We start from the raw sequence: 16,769 nt of genomic DNA, 5'->3' as shown, positions 1-16,769 counted from the left end.
AAAGAAACTTCCAACATCCCGCACCATGCCAGACGTCAGCTTGTTCACAGCCACGGAACCGGTGCCCTCGGACACTCCTGTCATCATCCGCTACTCAGTGGAGGTGGGAGGCCTGCCCGTGTACAACGAATCCTATGATGTGGATAAGCTGGCCTCTGAGCTGGAGCGGGATAAGAACAAACTACTGGGCTTTTGGGCTCGCAGGCTTCTGTGCCCCATCAAGGTGCGGCATCTCCACGGATTCAGCGCTGCCCTCACCCGATGCATTGCCGACGGTCATGTATGCGACGGCGGCGCTGATCCCGGCAGCTTGCTAGATAGTCTGGGCGCTCCACGCACGGAGCAGATCTCCAAGTAAAGCCCTTCCATCATGGCCACGAAGAAGGCTGCCGGATCGCTCCAGGGCGGCTCGCCGGAGAAGGCTTCGGTAGCGCTTCTGCTCATTGACGTAATCAATGACCTCGACTTCCCGAATGGCCCGAAGCTCCTGCATCACGCATTACCCGCGGCACGTCGCATCGCTGCGCTGAAGAAACGCATCCGGAAGTCCGGCGTTCCTGTCATCTATGTGAATGACAACTTCGGACGCTGGCAGTCCGACTTCCGTGGACAGGTGCGGCACTGCCTGCAGGACGGCGCTCCGGGCGCCGCCATGGTGCGGCTGCTCCTTCCCGAGCCGGAGGACTACTTTGTCCTGAAACCGAAGCACTCCGGCTTCTTCTCCACGAGTCTTGAGATCCTGCTCAAGCACCTCGGCGTGAAAACTCTGGTGCTCACCGGATTCGCCGCGGACATCTGTGTGCTCTACACCGCCAATGATGCCTATATGCGGGACTACAGTCTCATCGTACCGCACGACTGCGTGGCCTCTGAAACGCGTGACGCCAGCCGTGTGGCTCTCCAACAGATGAAGCATCACCTGCATGCAGACATCCGGCATTCTTCGCGCCTCCGCCTGCGCAGGGCATCTGCGTGAGAAAGGCACCGTCGCAACACCTCGCGCGATGCCTGCCACCCGCATCCGGGCGCATTCACATGCGCGATGCAACCATGAACCCATTTCTCGCCATGAAATCTGAATCCTACTGGCTCGCGCTTCCGGGAAAGACCTCCTACCCAAAACTCACCAGCGATCTGAAGGTGGATGTGCTCGTGGTCGGTGGCGGCATCACGGGAGTGACAGCTGCGCTTTTGATTCGTGATACCGGAAAGACCGTGGCGCTGGTGGAGAAGTATTCCATCGGCGGAGCCGAGACGGGCCACACCACGGCACATCTCACATACATGACAGACACGCGGCTTTCTGACCTCGCATCCGACTTTGATGAAGAGCATGCCCTTGCGTCGTGGGATGCGGGCGCTCATGCCATCGACCAGATTCGCAAGCTGGTGGAGAGGCATCAGATCGATTGTGAATTCAAGCTGGTGCCCGGCTATCTCGCGGAAGCGGCCAACACCAAAGACCGCGAGGAGGAGCAGGACAAACTCCGCCAGGAGGCCGAACTCGCCGCGCGGCATGGCTTCGATGTGGCCTATCTGGACTCCATACCACCATTGGGAAGGGCCGGCATCCGCTTTGCGAACCAAGCCAAGTTTCATCCCATCAAATACCTGCGCGCACTCGCTGTGCAGGCTGCAAACACAGGCGTGCAAATCTTTGAGAACTCAAGCGTGGACTCCTTTGAAGAAGAACCCGCGCGAGCCGTGATCGGAGACTACTCCATCACTTATGACCATGTGATCATTGCCACACACATGCCATTGCAGGGAAACGTGGGCACCCTGAGTGCGCTGCTTCTGCAGACAAAGCTCTACGCGTACTCCACGTATGCCCTTGAGGCCACGGCACCCTTTGGCAGCCTGCCGGAGATTATCTGGTCAGACACGGCAGAGCCGTTCAACTACTTGCGCGTGGACCGGAATGCTGAAGGAGACGTGATTGTGTACGGAGGCAAGGACCACAAGACAGGCCAGGAGCCTGATACGGAGAAGTGCTACAACGAACTCACGCGCGATCTCATGGCTCTGGTGCCAGACGCGAAGGTCAACCATCGCTGGTCCGGCCAGGTGATCGAAACACTGGATGGCCTGCCCTTCATCGGTGAAGCGGGCGATGGCCAGTTCCTCGCCACGGGGTTCTCCGGCAATGGGCTCACGTTTGGCACGCTCGCAGCCATGATGGCGTCCGACTACGCCTCAGGAAAGAAGAACCCGTGGACAGAACTTTTCGACCCGCATCGAAAGGCGCTCACCAGCGCCTGGGACTACGCGAAGGAGAATGCCTCCTATCCCTACTACATGGCCAGGGACTGGGCCAAGGGAACAGAAGCCGGTGATGTGAACGCATTGCCATGCCACGCAGGGAAGATCATCCGTCATCATGGAAAGCGTGTGGCCGCCTACCGCAACGAAGATGGAGAAGTGACCCTGCTCTCCCCCGTGTGCCCGCATCTCGGCTGCATCGTGCACTGGAATGATGCCGAGCAAACCTGGGACTGCCCCTGCCACGGTTCCCGCTTCAGCGGCGATGGCAAGGTGATGTCGGGACCCGCGGAGAAGGATCTAAGCGAGATAGAGGAGTAACGCCCTCCACGAGCATCACGCAACATGAGTGAGAGACGTTTGCTCACCCACGCACGCTGTCAGGCAGGGTTTGATATTCCTTTTTCACTCCCGCCTCCCCGTTCGCATCAGCGAACGCAATTCCTGCAGGTCAATCGGCTTCACCAAAAACGCGTCGAAGCCCGCCTTGCGCCCTTCGGCGCGGCTGTCTGCACTGCCATAGCCAGTCATCGCGATGAGGAAGATATCGGACAACTCTGGCAAGGCGCGAATCTGCCTCGCCACTTCGAAGCCATCCATGCCGGGTAATCCGATGTCAAGCACCACGATTTCGGGTTTGAACTCAGCGGCGACTTCCAGTGCCTCCGTGCCGGAGAAGGCTGTGCGCGTCTCGTGACCCTGGCGGCTCTGCAAGATAGCAAGGCTGCGAGCGGAGTCCGTGTTGTCATCCACGATGAGGATGCGCTTCGGTGGCTCCAGCGTGACTGGTGCAGGTTTCACGGAATTCGTCCGTGGCACGGGAGGCGTGGTGAGCACTGGCAGACGCACGATGAATTGCGCGCCATGCCCCAGGCCTTCACTTTGGGCTTCAATGGTGCCACTGTGCAGCTTCAAGATGCGCTGCACCAAGGTAAGGCCAATGCCCAGGCCACCGTGCCTTCGGTCCAATGTGCGGCTCGCCTGCACGAAAAGGTCAAAGATGCGGGGCAGCAGTTCCGGTTCAATACCGGTGCCATTGTCCGCCACGCGCACGATGACATCACTCCCGGCACGCTCCGCACTCACTGAGATGCGGCAGCCGTCGCCGCCATATTTACAGGCGTTGGTGAGCAGATTGCCGAAGACCTGTTCCAGCCGCGTGGCGTCCGCCAGCAGGAACACAGGTTCGTCCATGAGAGTGACTGTGAGCTCCTGATTTCGCGCAGCACATTCGGAACGCATCAGGCTCGTGGCGGCATGCACCACGGCAGCAAGACTCACCGGCTGCTTGCGCAGTTCGATTTTTCCCTCCGTGATGCGTGAGACATCCAGCAGGTCATCAATCATGCGCGTCATGTTCTCAATCTGCCGGGAGAGAATGTGCAGGGCGTGCTCGCGCTCCTCCGCAGCGATGGCATCCGTCTGCAGAATCTCTGCCGCATTGCGCAGCGGGGCCAGGGGATTGCGCAACTCATGCGCGAGCATGGCGAGGAATTCATCCTTGAGACGGTCCGCCTGTGCGAGCTTCGCATTCGTCAGCGCGAGTTCCTGCCTCTGGCGTGCGAGATCATAGAAGGTGTTTGCCTTGTTGATGAGGCTGTGTGCTTCGATGGGCTTGGCAAGGAAATCCACAGCACCCGTCTCGTAGCCACGGATACGCCGCTGCGAATCCACGATGCCCGCGGTGAGGAAAATGATGGGAATCTGTCGTGTGCGATCCGTACTGCGCATGACCTCTGCGAGTTCGAAACCGCCCATGCCCGGCATCTGCACATCCAGAATGGCGAGCGCGATGTCATGGACGAGCAGCAGTTCCAACGCCTCCGGGCCGGAGCGCGCGGTAAGGAGCGCGAGGCCATCACGTCTCAGCAATGCAGTGAGCGCCTGGAGATTAGCCTCCAGGTCATCCACGAGCAGGAACTTGATGGGCTCAGGAGAAGTCATCTCGGCATCGACAGGGTTTCCGTATTGAGAACCGTGGCAATCTCTTCCAACGAAAGCGCACGTGCCGTGGGGCAGGCAGCGAGCGCGGCACGCGGCATGGTTTCTCCCTCGGCAGTGTCCGGCGTCTGCACCAGCGTCATCCCGCCTGCGGCGCCAATGGCCTGCAAGCCCAGTGCGCCATCAGTACTCGCACCCGTAAGGACCACGCCAGTGAGGTTGTCACCATAGGCATCGGCCGCGGATTGGAAGAGCACATCGATGGCAGGGCGCGAGAAGAGCACGGGCTCATCGCTGGAGAGCGAAATCGTAAAATCCGGCTCCACGAGCAGATGGTAGTCCGCAGGCGCGAAGTACACCATGCCCGCGCCAATCGCCTCCTTGTCCTCCGCTTCCTTCACTCCAATCTGGCAGCGTGTGGCAAAGAGCTCCGCAAGGGAACTCTTCCTGTCTGGCGGCACGTGCACGACCACCAGCACCGGCAGCGGATATGCTGCAGGCAATGTCGGCAGCAGCAACGAAAGCGCCTCAATAGCGCCCACGGAAGCGCCAATCACGACGGCAGCGGGTGGAGGTTCGGCGTTCATGTCCTCTGGTAGATTCGCTCCGGGCGGCAGTATTCGGAGAATGCTTCCGCCTCCTTGTTGAAACGAAGGCTCTCCTTCGCCCCGATGCCCAGGAATCCACGGCGCACGAGGGAATCCTTGAACAGACCCACGGCCCGGTCCTGCAACTCACGGTTGAAGTAGATGAGCACATTCCGGCAGGACACGAGATGCATCTCCGCAAAAACGGAGTCGGATACCAGGCTGTGGTCGGAAAAGACCGTGCGGTGCCGCAGTGTCTGGTCAAACTTCGCGCTGCCGTACGCGGCAGTGTAGTAATCCGAGAGCGAGGTCCTGCCGCCTGCCTTCCGGTAGTTCTCGCTGAAGAGCGCGATGCGCTCAATCTCGTAGATGCCAGCCTCGGCACGCTTCAGCGCCTCGGTGTTGATATCCGTGGCATAGAAGATGGTGCGACTCTCCAGCCCCTCTTCACGGAAGAGAATCGCGAGGGAATAGAGTTCCTCACCTGCGCTGCATCCCGCCACCCACACTTTCAGCGAGGGATAGGTGCGCAGATGCGGCAGCACCTGCGTCCGTAGCGCGAGGAAGTACGAGGGGTCGCGGAAGAGCTCGCTCACCTGCACCGTGAGATAGGGCAGCAGCAGGGGCACGAACTTGGGGTCATGCAGCACACGGTGCTGCAACTCGGAGAAGCTGGCGCAACTGAAACGATCACGCGCCTGCCCCAGCCTCCGCTTGAGGGATGCGAACGAGTAGCCGCGGAAATCATACCGCGACTTTTCATGAATCGCCTCCAGCAGAAGGCGCAGCTCGAGAGCTTCGATCTCAGCACCGGCACTTTTCATCGGGGCATCCAGACGCGGATGAGGGAAAGGAGTTTTTCTACGTCGAGCGGCTTGGCGAGGTAGTCATTCGCGCCGGCGGCGATGCAGCGCTCCTGGTCGTCCTTCATGGCTTTCGCAGTGAGGGCGATGATGGGCAGCTTCTTCCACTCAGGGCGCTTGCGGATTTCTCGCATGGCAGTGAGACCATCCATCTCGGGCATCATGATGTCCATGAGCACAAGGTCCACCGGTGGGTCCCCCTTCTCCAGCGCGGCGATGGCCTCGCGCCCGTTGCGCGTGATTTGCAACTTCACTCCGCGGCCCTCCAGAAGACTGGTGAGAGCAAAGACGTTTCTCACATCATCCTCGGCGATAAGAATACGGCGGCCTTCCAGGGCAGCATCGCGGTTGGGGGACTTCTCCAGCACGCGCTGCTGTTCCGGTGGCAGATTCGCCACCACCTGGTGCAGGAAGAGCGTGACTTCATCCAGCAGGCGCTCGGGTGATTTCGCGCCTTTGATGATGATGGATTTCGAGTAGCGCCGCAGTTGCTGCTCTTCATCCGCATTAAGCTCGCGGCCGGTGTAGACAATGACTGGCGGGAAGGCATAGGCCTCTTCCGAGCTGAGCGTCTCCAGCAGGGAGAATCCGGACGCATCAGGGAGACTGAGGTCCAGCACCATGCAGTCGAAGGTGGTGGACTTGAGCAACTCCAGGCACTTCGCTGCCGTGGAGGCACAGACCGTCTCCACCTCGCGCGAGCCCAGCAGCTTCTGCAGCGCATCTGCCTGCACGGCATCATCTTCCACCACGAGCACGCGCCGCAGCTTTTGTGTGAGCCGGGTTTCGAGCTTCTGGAAGGCTTCAACCAGTTGCTCACGCTTCACCGGCTTCAGCATATAACCGACGGCTCCGAGAGCGAGGGCCGTCTGCGCGTAGTCCGTGCCGGAGACCACGTGCACAGGGATATGGCGGGTGCGCGCGTCGCCCTTCATGCGTTCCAACACGAAGAGACCCGAGTTGTCCGGCAGGCCGATGTCCAGCACCACGGCGCTTGGCAGGTATTGACGGGCGAGATTGAGCGCCTCCTCCGCAGTGGTACAGATGAGACACTGGAAATGCATCTCATGCGCGAGGTCGGAGATGATACGGGCAAAATGAACGTCATCCTCCACGGTGAGAATCACGCGCCCACTGCCATCGAGCCTTTCGCGATCATCAGGCACTCGTGGAAACGCATCACGCACCGCCAAGGGAGAGGAAATGGCCCTGGGCTTCGCAGCCAATGACGGGCCTGAGGCGAACAAGGGCGTATCTTCATTCTCTGCCAGTGCCGGGGTGCGAGGCTGGGTAATGACCGCACCCGTGTGCACACAAGGCACGAACACCGTAAAGGTGCTACCCTGCCCCGGTGTGCTCGCAAGCTGCATCTCGCCACCGAGCAGGCGCGTGAGCTCACGTGAAATGGAAAGTCCCAGTCCCGTGCCGCCATACTTGCGACTCGTGGTGCCATCCGCCTGGTGGAACGGCTCAAAGATGATGCGCTGATGCTCCGCCGCGATGCCGATGCCGGTGTCCTGCACAGCGAAAGCCAGCCTCCCTCCTGTGGCACGGCTCACATCAAGCGACACCGTGCCTTTCTCCGTAAACTTCAGTGCGTTGGAGAGCAGGTTCTTCAAAATCTGCACCAGTCGCTGCGCATCCGTCTCCATCACCTCGGGAGCATCCGGGGAAATGTGCATCTTCAGCGTGACCTTCTTCTGGCCCGCCACCGGTTCAAACATGCGATGCAGGTCAGCGAGGATGTCCTCCACGCGCACAGGCGATGCCTTGATCTCCATGTGCCCGGCTTCAATCTTGGAAAGGTCCAGCACGTCATTGATGAGGGCCAGCAGGTCGTTGCCGGCAGACTCAATGGTGAGCGCGTACTTCACCTGCTCTTCATTCAGATTGCCACCGCGATTCTCGGCCAGCAGCTTCGCCAGGATGAGGGAGGAGTTCAGCGGCGTGCGCAGCTCATGGGACATGTTTGCCAGGAAGTCCGACTTGTAGCGGCTGGCCAGCTCCACCGCGCGGGCTTGATTCTCCAGCAGTTGCTTGGCCTGCACCAATTCGTCCTTCTGGTGCTCCAGGATTTGGGTCTGCTCTTCGAGCTGGGCATTCGTCTGCTCCATCTCGATTTGCTGCAGTTCCATGCGCGACTGCGACTCCTGCAGGGCGCGCCCCTGTTCCTCCAGCTCTTCATTGGAGACTCGCAGTTCCTCGCCCTGCGCCTGCAGCTCCTCCGCCTGCCGCTGGGTTTCTTCCAACAGTGTCTGGAGATTCTCCCGGTACAGTGCGGACTTCACGGCTACGCCAATTTGTTCCGCACTCTGCTCCAGGAATTGCTGGGCAAGATCATCGAGCGAGTGGATGAAGCCGAGCTCCAGCACGGTGTTCACGTGGTCCTCAGCGGCCGCAGGCAGGATGATGAGCTGGCGTGGCAGTCCCCTGCCCAATCCGGAGCCCACGGTGAGGTAACCCTCGGGCACATTGTCCATGCGAATCGATGTCTTCTCCCCTGCAGCCTTCCCAAGCAGACCATCTCCCACTTGAAACTTCTCCGGCACCGGACAGCCATCTGGCACGCCGCTCGTAGCGACACGCTCGAAATGCGGCTGCTTCTTGATGAAGATCGCGCCCGCGTGGGCATCCACATACTTCGTGAGAAACCCGAGAATGCTGCGACCGAGCTCAGACAGGTTCTGCTCGCCAAACATCGCCGTCGACAGACCGAGCTTTCCGTTCTGCAGCCACTCCTGTTTCCGCAGGTTCCTTCCAGCACGACTGATGAGGTAAGCCACCGCGCTGGAGAGTACCACGCCCAGCATGGTGGTAAGGATGCCACTCACAATCGCGACCCGGTAGGCGCCATCCATCGAGGTGACGCGCTCCTGGCGCAACCGTCCCTCCTCCTCAATCATGCTGGCGATGTTGTTGCGGATGGCCTGCATTTCCGTCTTGCCCTGGTCCGTCAGCACCACGGCCTGCGCGGCCTCGAGACCTTGGGAGCGGCGCAGCGCAATGGTTTCCGCAAGCTCCGCGAACTTCGCATCCAGATGCGTGACCAGTTGATCCAGCAGGGCCTGTTGCCTCGGGTTGTCCCGGGTGAGTTCGCGAGTCCGTGCCTTCGCCCCCTCAATCTCCGAGCGCGCCACATTGTAGGGGTCGAGGTACCTGTCCGTGCCAGTGATGATGAATCCCCGCTGCCCCGTCTCGGCATCCTTCATGAGTGTGAGGATGGTGTGAAGCGAGACAATCACCTCGTGGGTGTGAGCCACCATCTTCGCGTCGTCGCGCAGGAAGGTGGAATTGCGATAAGAAACGAATCCAGCAGCCAGAAAGAAGAGCAGCCCGGCGAAGAGGCCTAATGTGACTGGGAATCCTTGATTACGCAGGGCTTTGGGGCTGGGAGAGGGAGTGGTCTGACTGGCCATTGTCTTGCTGGAAATTGCAGTGTTGCAGGGTCAATTCCGTCGAATCTGTCTGCAACGCTCAATTCGTCCTGTCTTTAGATCCCATTTCAATCGCTTCTGGAGGCTCCTCCGCTTCAGAATTTTTCACCTCCCAGCACAAAAAGTCTGGAAGCACAAGACGGACGGGAGCAGCAGGACGCACGGAAAACAAAAAGGACGGGAGCGCAACCCGCTCCCGTCCCTGATTCTCGGAAGGGTCCCCCCCTTCCCGAGGTCCTGCATCATCTGGACTTACCTGTGCCCATAGCACTTGTAGTTGCGGTGGTCCCATCCATGCCAGTAGTGCGTGTGGTGGTGCCTGTGGCTGCCGCAGAAGCGCACGGGTGTATGATGATGATGGTGGTGACCATGGTGGCGGTGCTTCTTGGCCTTCTTGCCATGGTGGTGGTGATCATGGTCGTGCCTGTCGCGTGCTTCTACCGGCAACGCGAAGGCGAATGCGGAGACCAGCACGGCGGCGAGCACGATGGGCGCGCGGAAGAGGCGTGAAGTGGAAAGTTTCATCTGGGGGTTTTGGGTTTGGTTTTTCTCCTGGGTGTTTTTTGTGTCCGTTCTGCAACGGACCCCCCATTTGATGGAAGCACCGCTCCGCTTATTCGGAGTCGGAGTGAGAATGCCCGTCCAACCACGCAGAAAGTTGCAACGCCGGATCATCCACAGTGATGGCGTAGCATGGTGTAATACAAATGCTTACATCTGGTGGTCCCAGGGGGCATCTTCAGCGTTTCAATAAACCCGCTGAAGCTCCGAGCACCCTCTCCGAATCACAAAAACGCTCCACGGCAGCGTGATGCAAAATCGGGCAAATGTTCACTTGTCCTTTAGCCAAAGCTAAGTTTATTGCTTGGAAATGTGGTCTTCTCTTCCTGTGGAGCGATCCCACGTTGCAAGCACGCTTTCCCCTCCTTGACCTGAATGACCCAAAAACTCCGGCCCGCCTGGCGATTGTGTGGCTGGTTGTTTATTGCCGCAGCGTTGGGGGCAATTTTCGTGTCGGATGAGTGGGACGAGCTTCTGGAGCAGGTGTGCCTGGCGCTCGCAGGCATGTGGCTGGTCTTTGGCGCCCTCATCTGGGCCGGGCAGAATCCCGCGCCGCCCGCCTAGGAATTACCTTCCGGGTTCTGCACGACCTTGAGCTTGTGAGCGGCGAAGCTGATGGCTGTGGGATCATGCTCGGAGGGCACGAGCAGTCCTGATGCCTCCAGTTCTTGCCACGCCTCCTCGCTGCTCAGGCACCGGTCCGGATACAGGTCCATCATCCGACGCGCCGCCTCCTCCATGGAGAAGGGCTTGCCATTGAAGCTCAAGCAGGTGACTTCCACAGCTGTTTGGGTATGCATCATGAAGATGCATCGCATTTGCCTGAAATTGCGAGGGCAGAAGCACGGCACTTTGTGGGATTTTCAGGACGGCTCTGTCGTGCTCTCGTCCCACTACCGCCGCCGAAGGAGAAGCGAATCGGCCAAGATGACTTTCTTATATAAGAAGAAATCCTACTTCTTCTCCACCGCCTCTTTCTCAGCGGCCAGTTCCACGTCACCCCGCTGGCGCTTCACCTTCTCTTCGGGCACATACTCGTAGAACCTCTGGTTCAGCTTCGCCTGAGTGGATTCAGGGAGGATGCGGCGCGCAGCCACGAGCATCTTGTTCATGCCACCAGGCACCACGAAGAGTTCTCCCTTCATCAGGCCGTCATAGCCTGCCTTCGCCACCTCTTGCGGAGCCATGACGTTGGAACCTTGGAAGGCCTTCACGGCCACCATGTCTGCCTTGGGGAAGAAGTCGGTATCCGTCGCACCGGGACACAGGGCAGTGACACCGACACCGCTGTCCTCAAGCTCGATGGTGAGCGCTTCACTCCAGGACAACACGAAGGCCTTCGTGGCATGATACACCGCAAGCATGGGACCTGGCTCGAAACCGGCGATGGAGGCAGTATTCAATATCTTGCCACTGCCGCGCTCGATCATCGGCTGGATGAAGAGCTTTGTCAGGCGCAATACCGCCTCAATGTTCAGCCGTACCATGGAGATGTCCTCCTCGATGGGAATCTCCCACGCCTTTCCTCGCATGCCGTGGCCGGCATTGTTCACCAGGATTTCCACGGACTCCCCAAGCTGCTCGACCGCTACATACACTTCGCGCGCGGCTTCGGGCCGCTCAAGGTCCTTGGGGATGACTTCCACCTTTACTCCGTGATTTGTCTTGATTTCCATTTTCAAGCCTTCCAGTTCCGCAGAGCTGGGGGCCACCAGGATGAGAGGGTGACCATGCCCGGCGAACTCGTGGGCGAGGTGAAGCCCGATGCCGCTGGAGGCGCCGGTGATGAGAGCAGTTTGCGATTTCATGATAAGCGGGAAATGAGAATGGAAAAATTGGAAGTCCTGTTCTGAGGTGGGCAGTCACGGTTGCAGCACCACCTTCACGCAGTTGTCCTCCTTCTTGTTGAAGATGGCATAGCCATGCGGAGCCTCCGCCAGAGGCAGGCGATGCGTAATGATGTCGTCGAGCTGGATGTCGCCCTGCTCCACGTGCTTGATAAGGGCGTCGATATGCTTCTGCACCGGCGCCTGACCGAAGAAGAGCGCGATGCCCTTGTCGAAGATCTGCCCAAGCGGGAAGTTGTCATACGGCAGGCCATAGACACCCACCACGGACACGACCCCGCCACGGCGCACGGCACTGATGCTGAGCTCCAACGCCTTGATGCTGCCCATCTGCGCGTGAATCACATTGCTCACGCGGTCCAGCAGGGTCCGGTCTGCCTCCATGCCGACGGCATCAATGCATACATCCGCACCGCGACCATCGGTGAGCTCGCGAATGGCTTCCACGGCGTCTTCCTCAGCGAGATTGAAGGTCTCCGCTCTGGCGGATCTGCGCGCCATCTCAAGTCGATAATTCTGCAGGTCCACGCCGATCACGCGTGCGGCTCCACGCAACCACGCAGACTTCATGGCCATCAGTCCCACCGGACCACAGCCGAAGACAGCCACCGTTTCGCCTCCTTTGATCCCAGCCCAGTCCACGGCGCTGTATCCCGTGGGAAAAATGTCAGTGAGGAAAAGCACCTGATCGTCAGCCAGCTCTGATGAGATTTTCCTTGGTCCAAAGTTCGCATACGGCACTCGCACATACTGGGCTTGTCCACCGGAGTAGCCGCCGTAGAGATCCGTGTAGCCGAAAAGCCCGCCGCCCTTGTCCTTCATGAGGCCGCCTTCCGGTCCATACTTTTCCGGATTGGAATGCTCGCAATGACCCGGCAGATCATGCTGGCAAAAGAAGCAGGATCCGCATGCGATGGGGAAAGGGACCACGACCCGGTCACCTTTCGCGAGCTTCGTGACGCCGCGTCCGACTTCCTCCACGATGCCCATAAACTCATGTCCCATCACCAGCGGTTTCAGCTGCGGAAAGAAGCCATTGTAGATGTGCAGGTCCGAACCGCAGATGGCAGTGGCCGTGACGCGCAGAATGACGTCCTCCTCCTGCTCAATCTTGGGTGCGGCGACATCATCCACTCGCATGTCTCCTGGTTTATGAAATACAACGGCTTTCATGTGTGGGTATCGTGCCATGGCGCATCCGGTGACGTGTGAAGGAGCCGCCTGATGACCCAATCATGGCGGGGATGTGCCACGCCATCCGTCGGCCCGCGCGTCTGCGATTCGCGGACATGAAGCGCATTTTTCACGAGAACGGCCTTTCCCTCGTGCTCGCCTCGCTCTTCCTCCTCTGCCTGGTATTGGGGCAGCTTTTCACCGGCTACAGAACCTCCAATGAGGAGAACGTGATGCACGGGAAGCCGGAGGAGCCGCTGGGCAAGTATGTCATGAGCGCGCACTTCATGGAGGCTACGTTTGAGAATTGGGAATCCGAGTTTCTGCAGATGGGTGTTTATGTATTCCTCACCGCGTTTCTGTTTCAGAAGGGCTCCGCCGAATCGAAGTCTCCGAACGAGCCGGAGGAGGTGGATCGTGACCCTCAGATGTCCGGCCATCGCAAAGACGCACCCTGGCCGGTGCGTCATGGGGGTTGGGCGCTGAAGGTCTACGAGCACTCACTCACGCTGGCGTTCCTTCTCCTCTTCCTTCTGTGTTTTCTCGGTCACGCGCTGGCGGGGCGAGGCAGCTGCAATGAAGAGCGCCTGCAGCACCACCTACAGGCACTCACCACCATGGAGTACATGGGGAGCAGCCGCTTCTGGTTTGAGTCGTTTCAGAATTGGCAGAGCGAGTTCCTGGCCATCCTGAGCATGGTGGTACTCAGCATCTTTCTACGGCAACGAGGCTCTCCTGAGTCCAAGCCGGTGGATGCTCCACACGGTGAAACGGGTGGATGACCTTGGAACGTGAAGCCGCTCACCATCACTCCCCCTCAAGAATTCTGCATGATTGGTGAATAGAATCACCTCCATTCCCATCCAACTGGGCACATGCGGACGAGTGTTTCATTGAGAGATGCACGACTCGCCTTTGCGGGCGCTTGATCACATCTCACTCAACAACCTCGTCCGCATTCGGCTAAAAACATCCCATCAAAAAAATCGCATGAAGCTTCGCCTCGCGAAAATCGTGACCGCCATCGCCCTGACTGTGTCAGCACTCGGCCTTTCGAGCTGTTACCATCACCATCATCATGGTGGTGGCCACCACCATGGAGATGGTCATCGTCACCATCGCGGTCATGGCCACGGCCACGACCACCACGATCATCATTGATCCGTGGGAGGAGCATCCCGCTCCGGCAACGTCTTGGCGAAGGCCTTCAGCGCATCGCCAAGGCGCCTGACCTCCCGAATGGTATCGCCCAGCACGGGTGGCGCATCTTGCAACCGGTCCTCACGGGCAAGGAGGCTGAGCGTGCGAGCGGCCTCCAGGGCCACGGGAGCACTGTAGTTCCCCAGCAGGCCCTTCAGTGAATGGGCCGCCTGATGCAACTCGGCCCGGTCATTCGCACGCAAGGCCGTCTCCGCCGCCAGAAGCATGTCCTCGGAATCCTCTGGATAGATTTCAATAAGCTGGCGCATGAGATCCTCGTCGTTGATGGACTCGCGGAAGGCCGCTGCATCGAAGACGGAATCCGGCTCTGGCTCCAGCGGATCCGGCATGTCGCACGGAGGCGTGCCCCCGCGGGCGGAAAGTGGGATGGTGGTGAAACTTTCCACAGCACGATACAACTCCCCGGAGCGCACCGGCTTGGACACATAGTCATCCATGCCAGCAGCGAGGCAGCGTTCACGGTCCCCCATCATCGCATTGGCTGTCATGGCAATGATGGGAATGTGCCCACCAGACGCACGCTCGATCTCACGGATGGCCGACGTGGTTTCGAATCCGTTGAGCTCCGGCATGTGAACATCCATGACCACGGCGTCGAAGGACTCCTGGGCAAACATGTCCAGCGCTTCCCTGCCGTTCGAAGCCACCGTGACGGCATGCCCGCGATCCTCCAGCATGCGCGTGGCCACGAGCTGATTCACGCGGCCATCTTCCACCAGCAGCACACTGAGAGGACGCAACGGCTTCGAGGGCAATGGGTGGAAGGGGCAGGTGTCTCCCAACTCATACTCCTCACACAGCCCGAGCAGCTCCACAATGGCGTCAAAGAGGTCGCTCTGCTTTACGGGTTTCGTCAGCACACGTCCCACAGGCGAGTGCGAAGCATGCGCCAGCTCCATGATATGTCCCGCGGAGGAGAGCATGAGAATCTTCGGCGCATCACTTCCCAGCAGGAGCTGGGCGCGGCGGCTCACTTCCATCCCGTCCATGCCGGGCATCATGAGATCCATCAGCACCAGTCGGAAGACCCGACCTTGGGGAGCGCCGAGCAGTTCCAACGCCAGCACGCCACTGGGCACGCTGGTGGGAATCATCTGCCAGCCCTTCAGCATTTCCTCGAGGATGAGGCGGTTCGTCGCATTGTCATCGACAATGAGGACGTGCAATCCATGGAGCACCTGCGGCTCCGGGCGCTTGCACGGAAGCGGTGCCGTGATCAGCCCCATCCGCGCGGTGAAGTGGAAAATGCTGCCCGCACCCGGTGTGCTCTCCACCCAGATGCGGCCATGCATCATCTCCACGAGCTGGCGGCAGATGGTGAGGCCGAGACCGGTGCCACCGTAGTGGCGCGTGGTGGAACTTTCCGCCTGGGTGAATGCTTCAAAAATCTTGTGATGCTGCTCCTCCGCGATGCCGATGCCCGTGTCCTTCACAGAGAAGTGGAGCATCACATGTCCCTCGGAGAGTGCCTCCATCTTCACGTCCACCAACACCTCGCCCTCATGGGTGAACTTGACCGCATTCCCCACCAGGTTCACCAGCACCTGCCGCAGCCGGGCAATGTCTCCCACCAGGGTCTCCGGCACACCGGGCTCGATGTGGCAGGCAAGCTCCAGATTCTTCTCCGCCGCACGCACGCCCAGGCTCTGCAGCGTATCACCGATGGCGTCCCTGAGTCGGAACTCCTGCTCATCCAGTTCCAGCTTGCCTGCCTCGATCTTCGAGAAGTCGAGGATGTCATTGAGAATGGTGAGCAGCGACTCCGCGGACTGGCGCACGAGCGTCTCATAGGAGCGCTGCTCGGGACTCAGGTGCATGTTCAGCAGCAGTTCCGTGAGCCCCAGAATGCCATTCATGGGCGTGCGGATTTCGTGGCTCATGTTCGCCAGGAATTCACTCTTGGCGCGGTTCGCCATCTCGGCCGCCTGCTTGGCGAGGCGGAGTTGCTCCTCACCCTCCGCCAGCGCATACAGCGACTGCTTCTGCTCCGTCACATCCGTGTGTGAGCCCGCCATGCGATAGGGCCTGCCCGTGGCATCGCGCAGGGCAATGCCACGCGCGAGCATCCAGCGGTAGGAACCGTCCTTGTGTCGGAAGCGGAATTCGATGGCGTAGCCTTCCAGCCGTCCTTCCAGGTAATCCACCACACTTTGCATCACGCGATCGTGATCGTCGGGATGGAGGAGCGACTCGAAGGTGGGAAAAAGATTCTCCAGCTCGTGGTCCTCGTAGCCCACCATGGCCTTCCACCTGGGAGAGAAGTACACTTCATCGGTCAAGATGTTCCAGTCCCAGATGCCGTCATTGGCCCCGCGCACGGCGAGGGCGAAGCGCTCCTCACTCTCCGCAAGGGCGCGCATGGCTTCCTTTCGCTCCGTGATGTCCGTGATGGACCCCGCCATGCGGAGCGGGGTTCCGTCCGGGTTGCGGATGGAGCGCCCCCTCGCGCGGAACCAGCGATAGTTCCCATCCTTGCAGCGCAGACGGTACTCCACATCGTAGGGCTGGTCGCGGTCCAGATGCGCGTTCAGCGCCTCCAGGGTGCAGGCCTTGTCTTCCGGATGAAGGCGGGTCTCCCACTCCACGAATCTGTTGGTGAGTTCGTTGTTGGAATAGCCCAGCAGCTCCTTGAAGCGGGGGGACAGGTACACATCCGTGGTGCCCACCGTCCAGTCCCAGATGCCATCATTGGTGCCGCGCACCGCCATGGCAAAGCGCTCCTCACTGGCCAGCCACGCCTTTCGCGCGCTCTGTTCCATTTTGACCTGCGCTTCCAGATCCCGGATGCGCTCGCGCAACTGGGTCTCTACGGACACGCCTGTCTTTGGAGCTCGGCTGGCCATCCTGAAGAAAAATCGCAGGCCGTTAGCAAATTCCGCC

The 16,769-nt window shown here is 59.8% G+C and carries 14 protein-coding genes; 6 read left to right on the top strand and 8 right to left on the bottom strand.

Features of this window, described 5'->3' with window-relative positions:
* The first annotated feature begins 25 nt into the window (after nucleotides 1-25).
* The 3 genes from DES53_RS02875 to DES53_RS02865 all read left to right on the top strand — a co-directional run bounded on the left by DES53_RS02875 (nucleotide 26) and on the right by DES53_RS02865 (nucleotide 2,583).
* Nucleotides 26-358 (top strand): hypothetical protein, encoded by a 333-nt coding sequence (locus DES53_RS02875; RefSeq protein WP_113956690.1) that lies wholly within the window; start codon nucleotides 26-28, stop codon nucleotides 356-358.
* A 12-nt stretch (nucleotides 359-370) separates the two neighbouring features.
* Nucleotides 371-976 carry a cysteine hydrolase family protein gene (locus DES53_RS02870; RefSeq protein WP_113956689.1) on the top strand — a complete coding sequence of 202 codons (606 nt, stop codon included), beginning with the start codon at nucleotides 371-373 and terminating at the stop codon, nucleotides 974-976.
* A gap of 92 nt (nucleotides 977-1,068) precedes the next feature.
* A complete protein-coding gene (locus DES53_RS02865; protein ID WP_170156805.1) occupies nucleotides 1,069-2,583 on the top strand; it encodes an FAD-dependent oxidoreductase in 1,515 nt (504 codons plus the stop codon).
* 84 nt (nucleotides 2,584-2,667) lie between these two features.
* On the opposite strand, the gene DES53_RS02860 is transcribed toward DES53_RS02865, so the two are convergent.
* The 4 genes from DES53_RS02860 to DES53_RS02845 are packed head-to-tail and all read right to left on the bottom strand — an operon-like array spanning nucleotide 2,668 to nucleotide 9,069.
* A complete protein-coding gene (locus DES53_RS02860) occupies nucleotides 2,668-4,206 on the bottom strand; it encodes a response regulator (RefSeq protein ID WP_113956687.1) in 1,539 nt (512 codons plus the stop codon).
* Nucleotides 4,203-4,790: a chemotaxis protein CheB gene (locus DES53_RS02855; RefSeq protein WP_113956686.1), complete on the bottom strand. Its 588-nt coding sequence runs from the start codon at nucleotides 4,788-4,790 to the stop codon at nucleotides 4,203-4,205. Before DES53_RS02855 ends, DES53_RS02860 begins: the two co-directional genes overlap by 4 nt.
* Entirely contained in the window at nucleotides 4,787-5,614 is an 828-nt protein-coding gene (locus tag DES53_RS02850; RefSeq protein WP_113956685.1) for a CheR family methyltransferase, read from the bottom strand. The genes DES53_RS02855 and DES53_RS02850 overlap by 4 nt, the downstream gene beginning before the upstream one ends.
* Nucleotides 5,611-9,069: a response regulator gene (locus DES53_RS02845; RefSeq protein ID WP_113956684.1), complete on the bottom strand. Its 3,459-nt coding sequence runs from the start codon at nucleotides 9,067-9,069 to the stop codon at nucleotides 5,611-5,613. Before DES53_RS02845 ends, DES53_RS02850 begins: the two co-directional genes overlap by 4 nt.
* A gap of 312 nt (nucleotides 9,070-9,381) precedes the next feature.
* On the opposite strand from DES53_RS02845, the gene DES53_RS32740 reads away from it, so the two are divergent.
* Both DES53_RS32740 and DES53_RS02835 read left to right on the top strand, forming a co-directional pair.
* A complete protein-coding gene (locus DES53_RS32740) occupies nucleotides 9,382-9,597 on the top strand; it encodes a hypothetical protein (RefSeq protein WP_170156804.1) in 216 nt (71 codons plus the stop codon).
* 426 nt (nucleotides 9,598-10,023) lie between these two features.
* Nucleotides 10,024-10,212 carry a hypothetical protein gene (locus DES53_RS02835; RefSeq protein WP_113956682.1) on the top strand — a complete coding sequence of 63 codons (189 nt, stop codon included), beginning with the start codon at nucleotides 10,024-10,026 and terminating at the stop codon, nucleotides 10,210-10,212.
* Here the strand turns inward: DES53_RS02835 and DES53_RS02830 are convergent.
* The 3 genes from DES53_RS02830 to DES53_RS02820 all read right to left on the bottom strand — a co-directional run bounded on the left by DES53_RS02830 (nucleotide 10,209) and on the right by DES53_RS02820 (nucleotide 12,668).
* The gene (locus DES53_RS02830; RefSeq protein WP_147263179.1) at nucleotides 10,209-10,451 is read right to left on the bottom strand and encodes a hypothetical protein; all 243 of its coding nucleotides are present in this window, start codon (nucleotides 10,449-10,451) and stop codon (nucleotides 10,209-10,211) included. The two genes, DES53_RS02835 and DES53_RS02830, sit on opposite strands and share 4 nt — an antisense overlap.
* 150 nt (nucleotides 10,452-10,601) lie before the next feature.
* Nucleotides 10,602-11,456 (bottom strand): SDR family NAD(P)-dependent oxidoreductase, encoded by an 855-nt coding sequence (locus DES53_RS02825; RefSeq protein ID WP_113956680.1) that lies wholly within the window; start codon nucleotides 11,454-11,456, stop codon nucleotides 10,602-10,604.
* 54 nt (nucleotides 11,457-11,510) lie between these two features.
* Entirely contained in the window at nucleotides 11,511-12,668 is a 1,158-nt protein-coding gene (locus DES53_RS02820; RefSeq protein WP_113957172.1) for a zinc-dependent alcohol dehydrogenase, read from the bottom strand.
* A gap of 116 nt (nucleotides 12,669-12,784) precedes the next feature.
* Between DES53_RS02820 and DES53_RS02815 the strand changes: the two genes are divergently transcribed.
* On the top strand, nucleotides 12,785-13,450 hold the full coding sequence (locus tag DES53_RS02815) for a DUF6766 family protein (protein ID WP_113957171.1): 666 nt from the start codon (nucleotides 12,785-12,787) through the stop codon (nucleotides 13,448-13,450).
* A gap of 372 nt (nucleotides 13,451-13,822) precedes the next feature.
* Here the strand turns inward: DES53_RS02815 and DES53_RS02805 are convergent, their stop codons facing one another.
* The gene (locus tag DES53_RS02805) at nucleotides 13,823-16,705 is read right to left on the bottom strand and encodes a hybrid sensor histidine kinase/response regulator (RefSeq protein ID WP_170156803.1); all 2,883 of its coding nucleotides are present in this window, start codon (nucleotides 16,703-16,705) and stop codon (nucleotides 13,823-13,825) included.
* Between the last annotated feature and the right edge of the window lie 64 nt (nucleotides 16,706-16,769).

Origin of the sequence: Roseimicrobium gellanilyticum (genome assembly GCF_003315205.1) — a bacterium.
Classification (GTDB): domain Bacteria; phylum Verrucomicrobiota; class Verrucomicrobiia; order Verrucomicrobiales; family Verrucomicrobiaceae; genus Roseimicrobium; species Roseimicrobium gellanilyticum.
The sequence above is the reverse complement of the archived record's forward strand: the minus strand, read 5'-3'. Positions and strand labels throughout refer to the sequence as shown.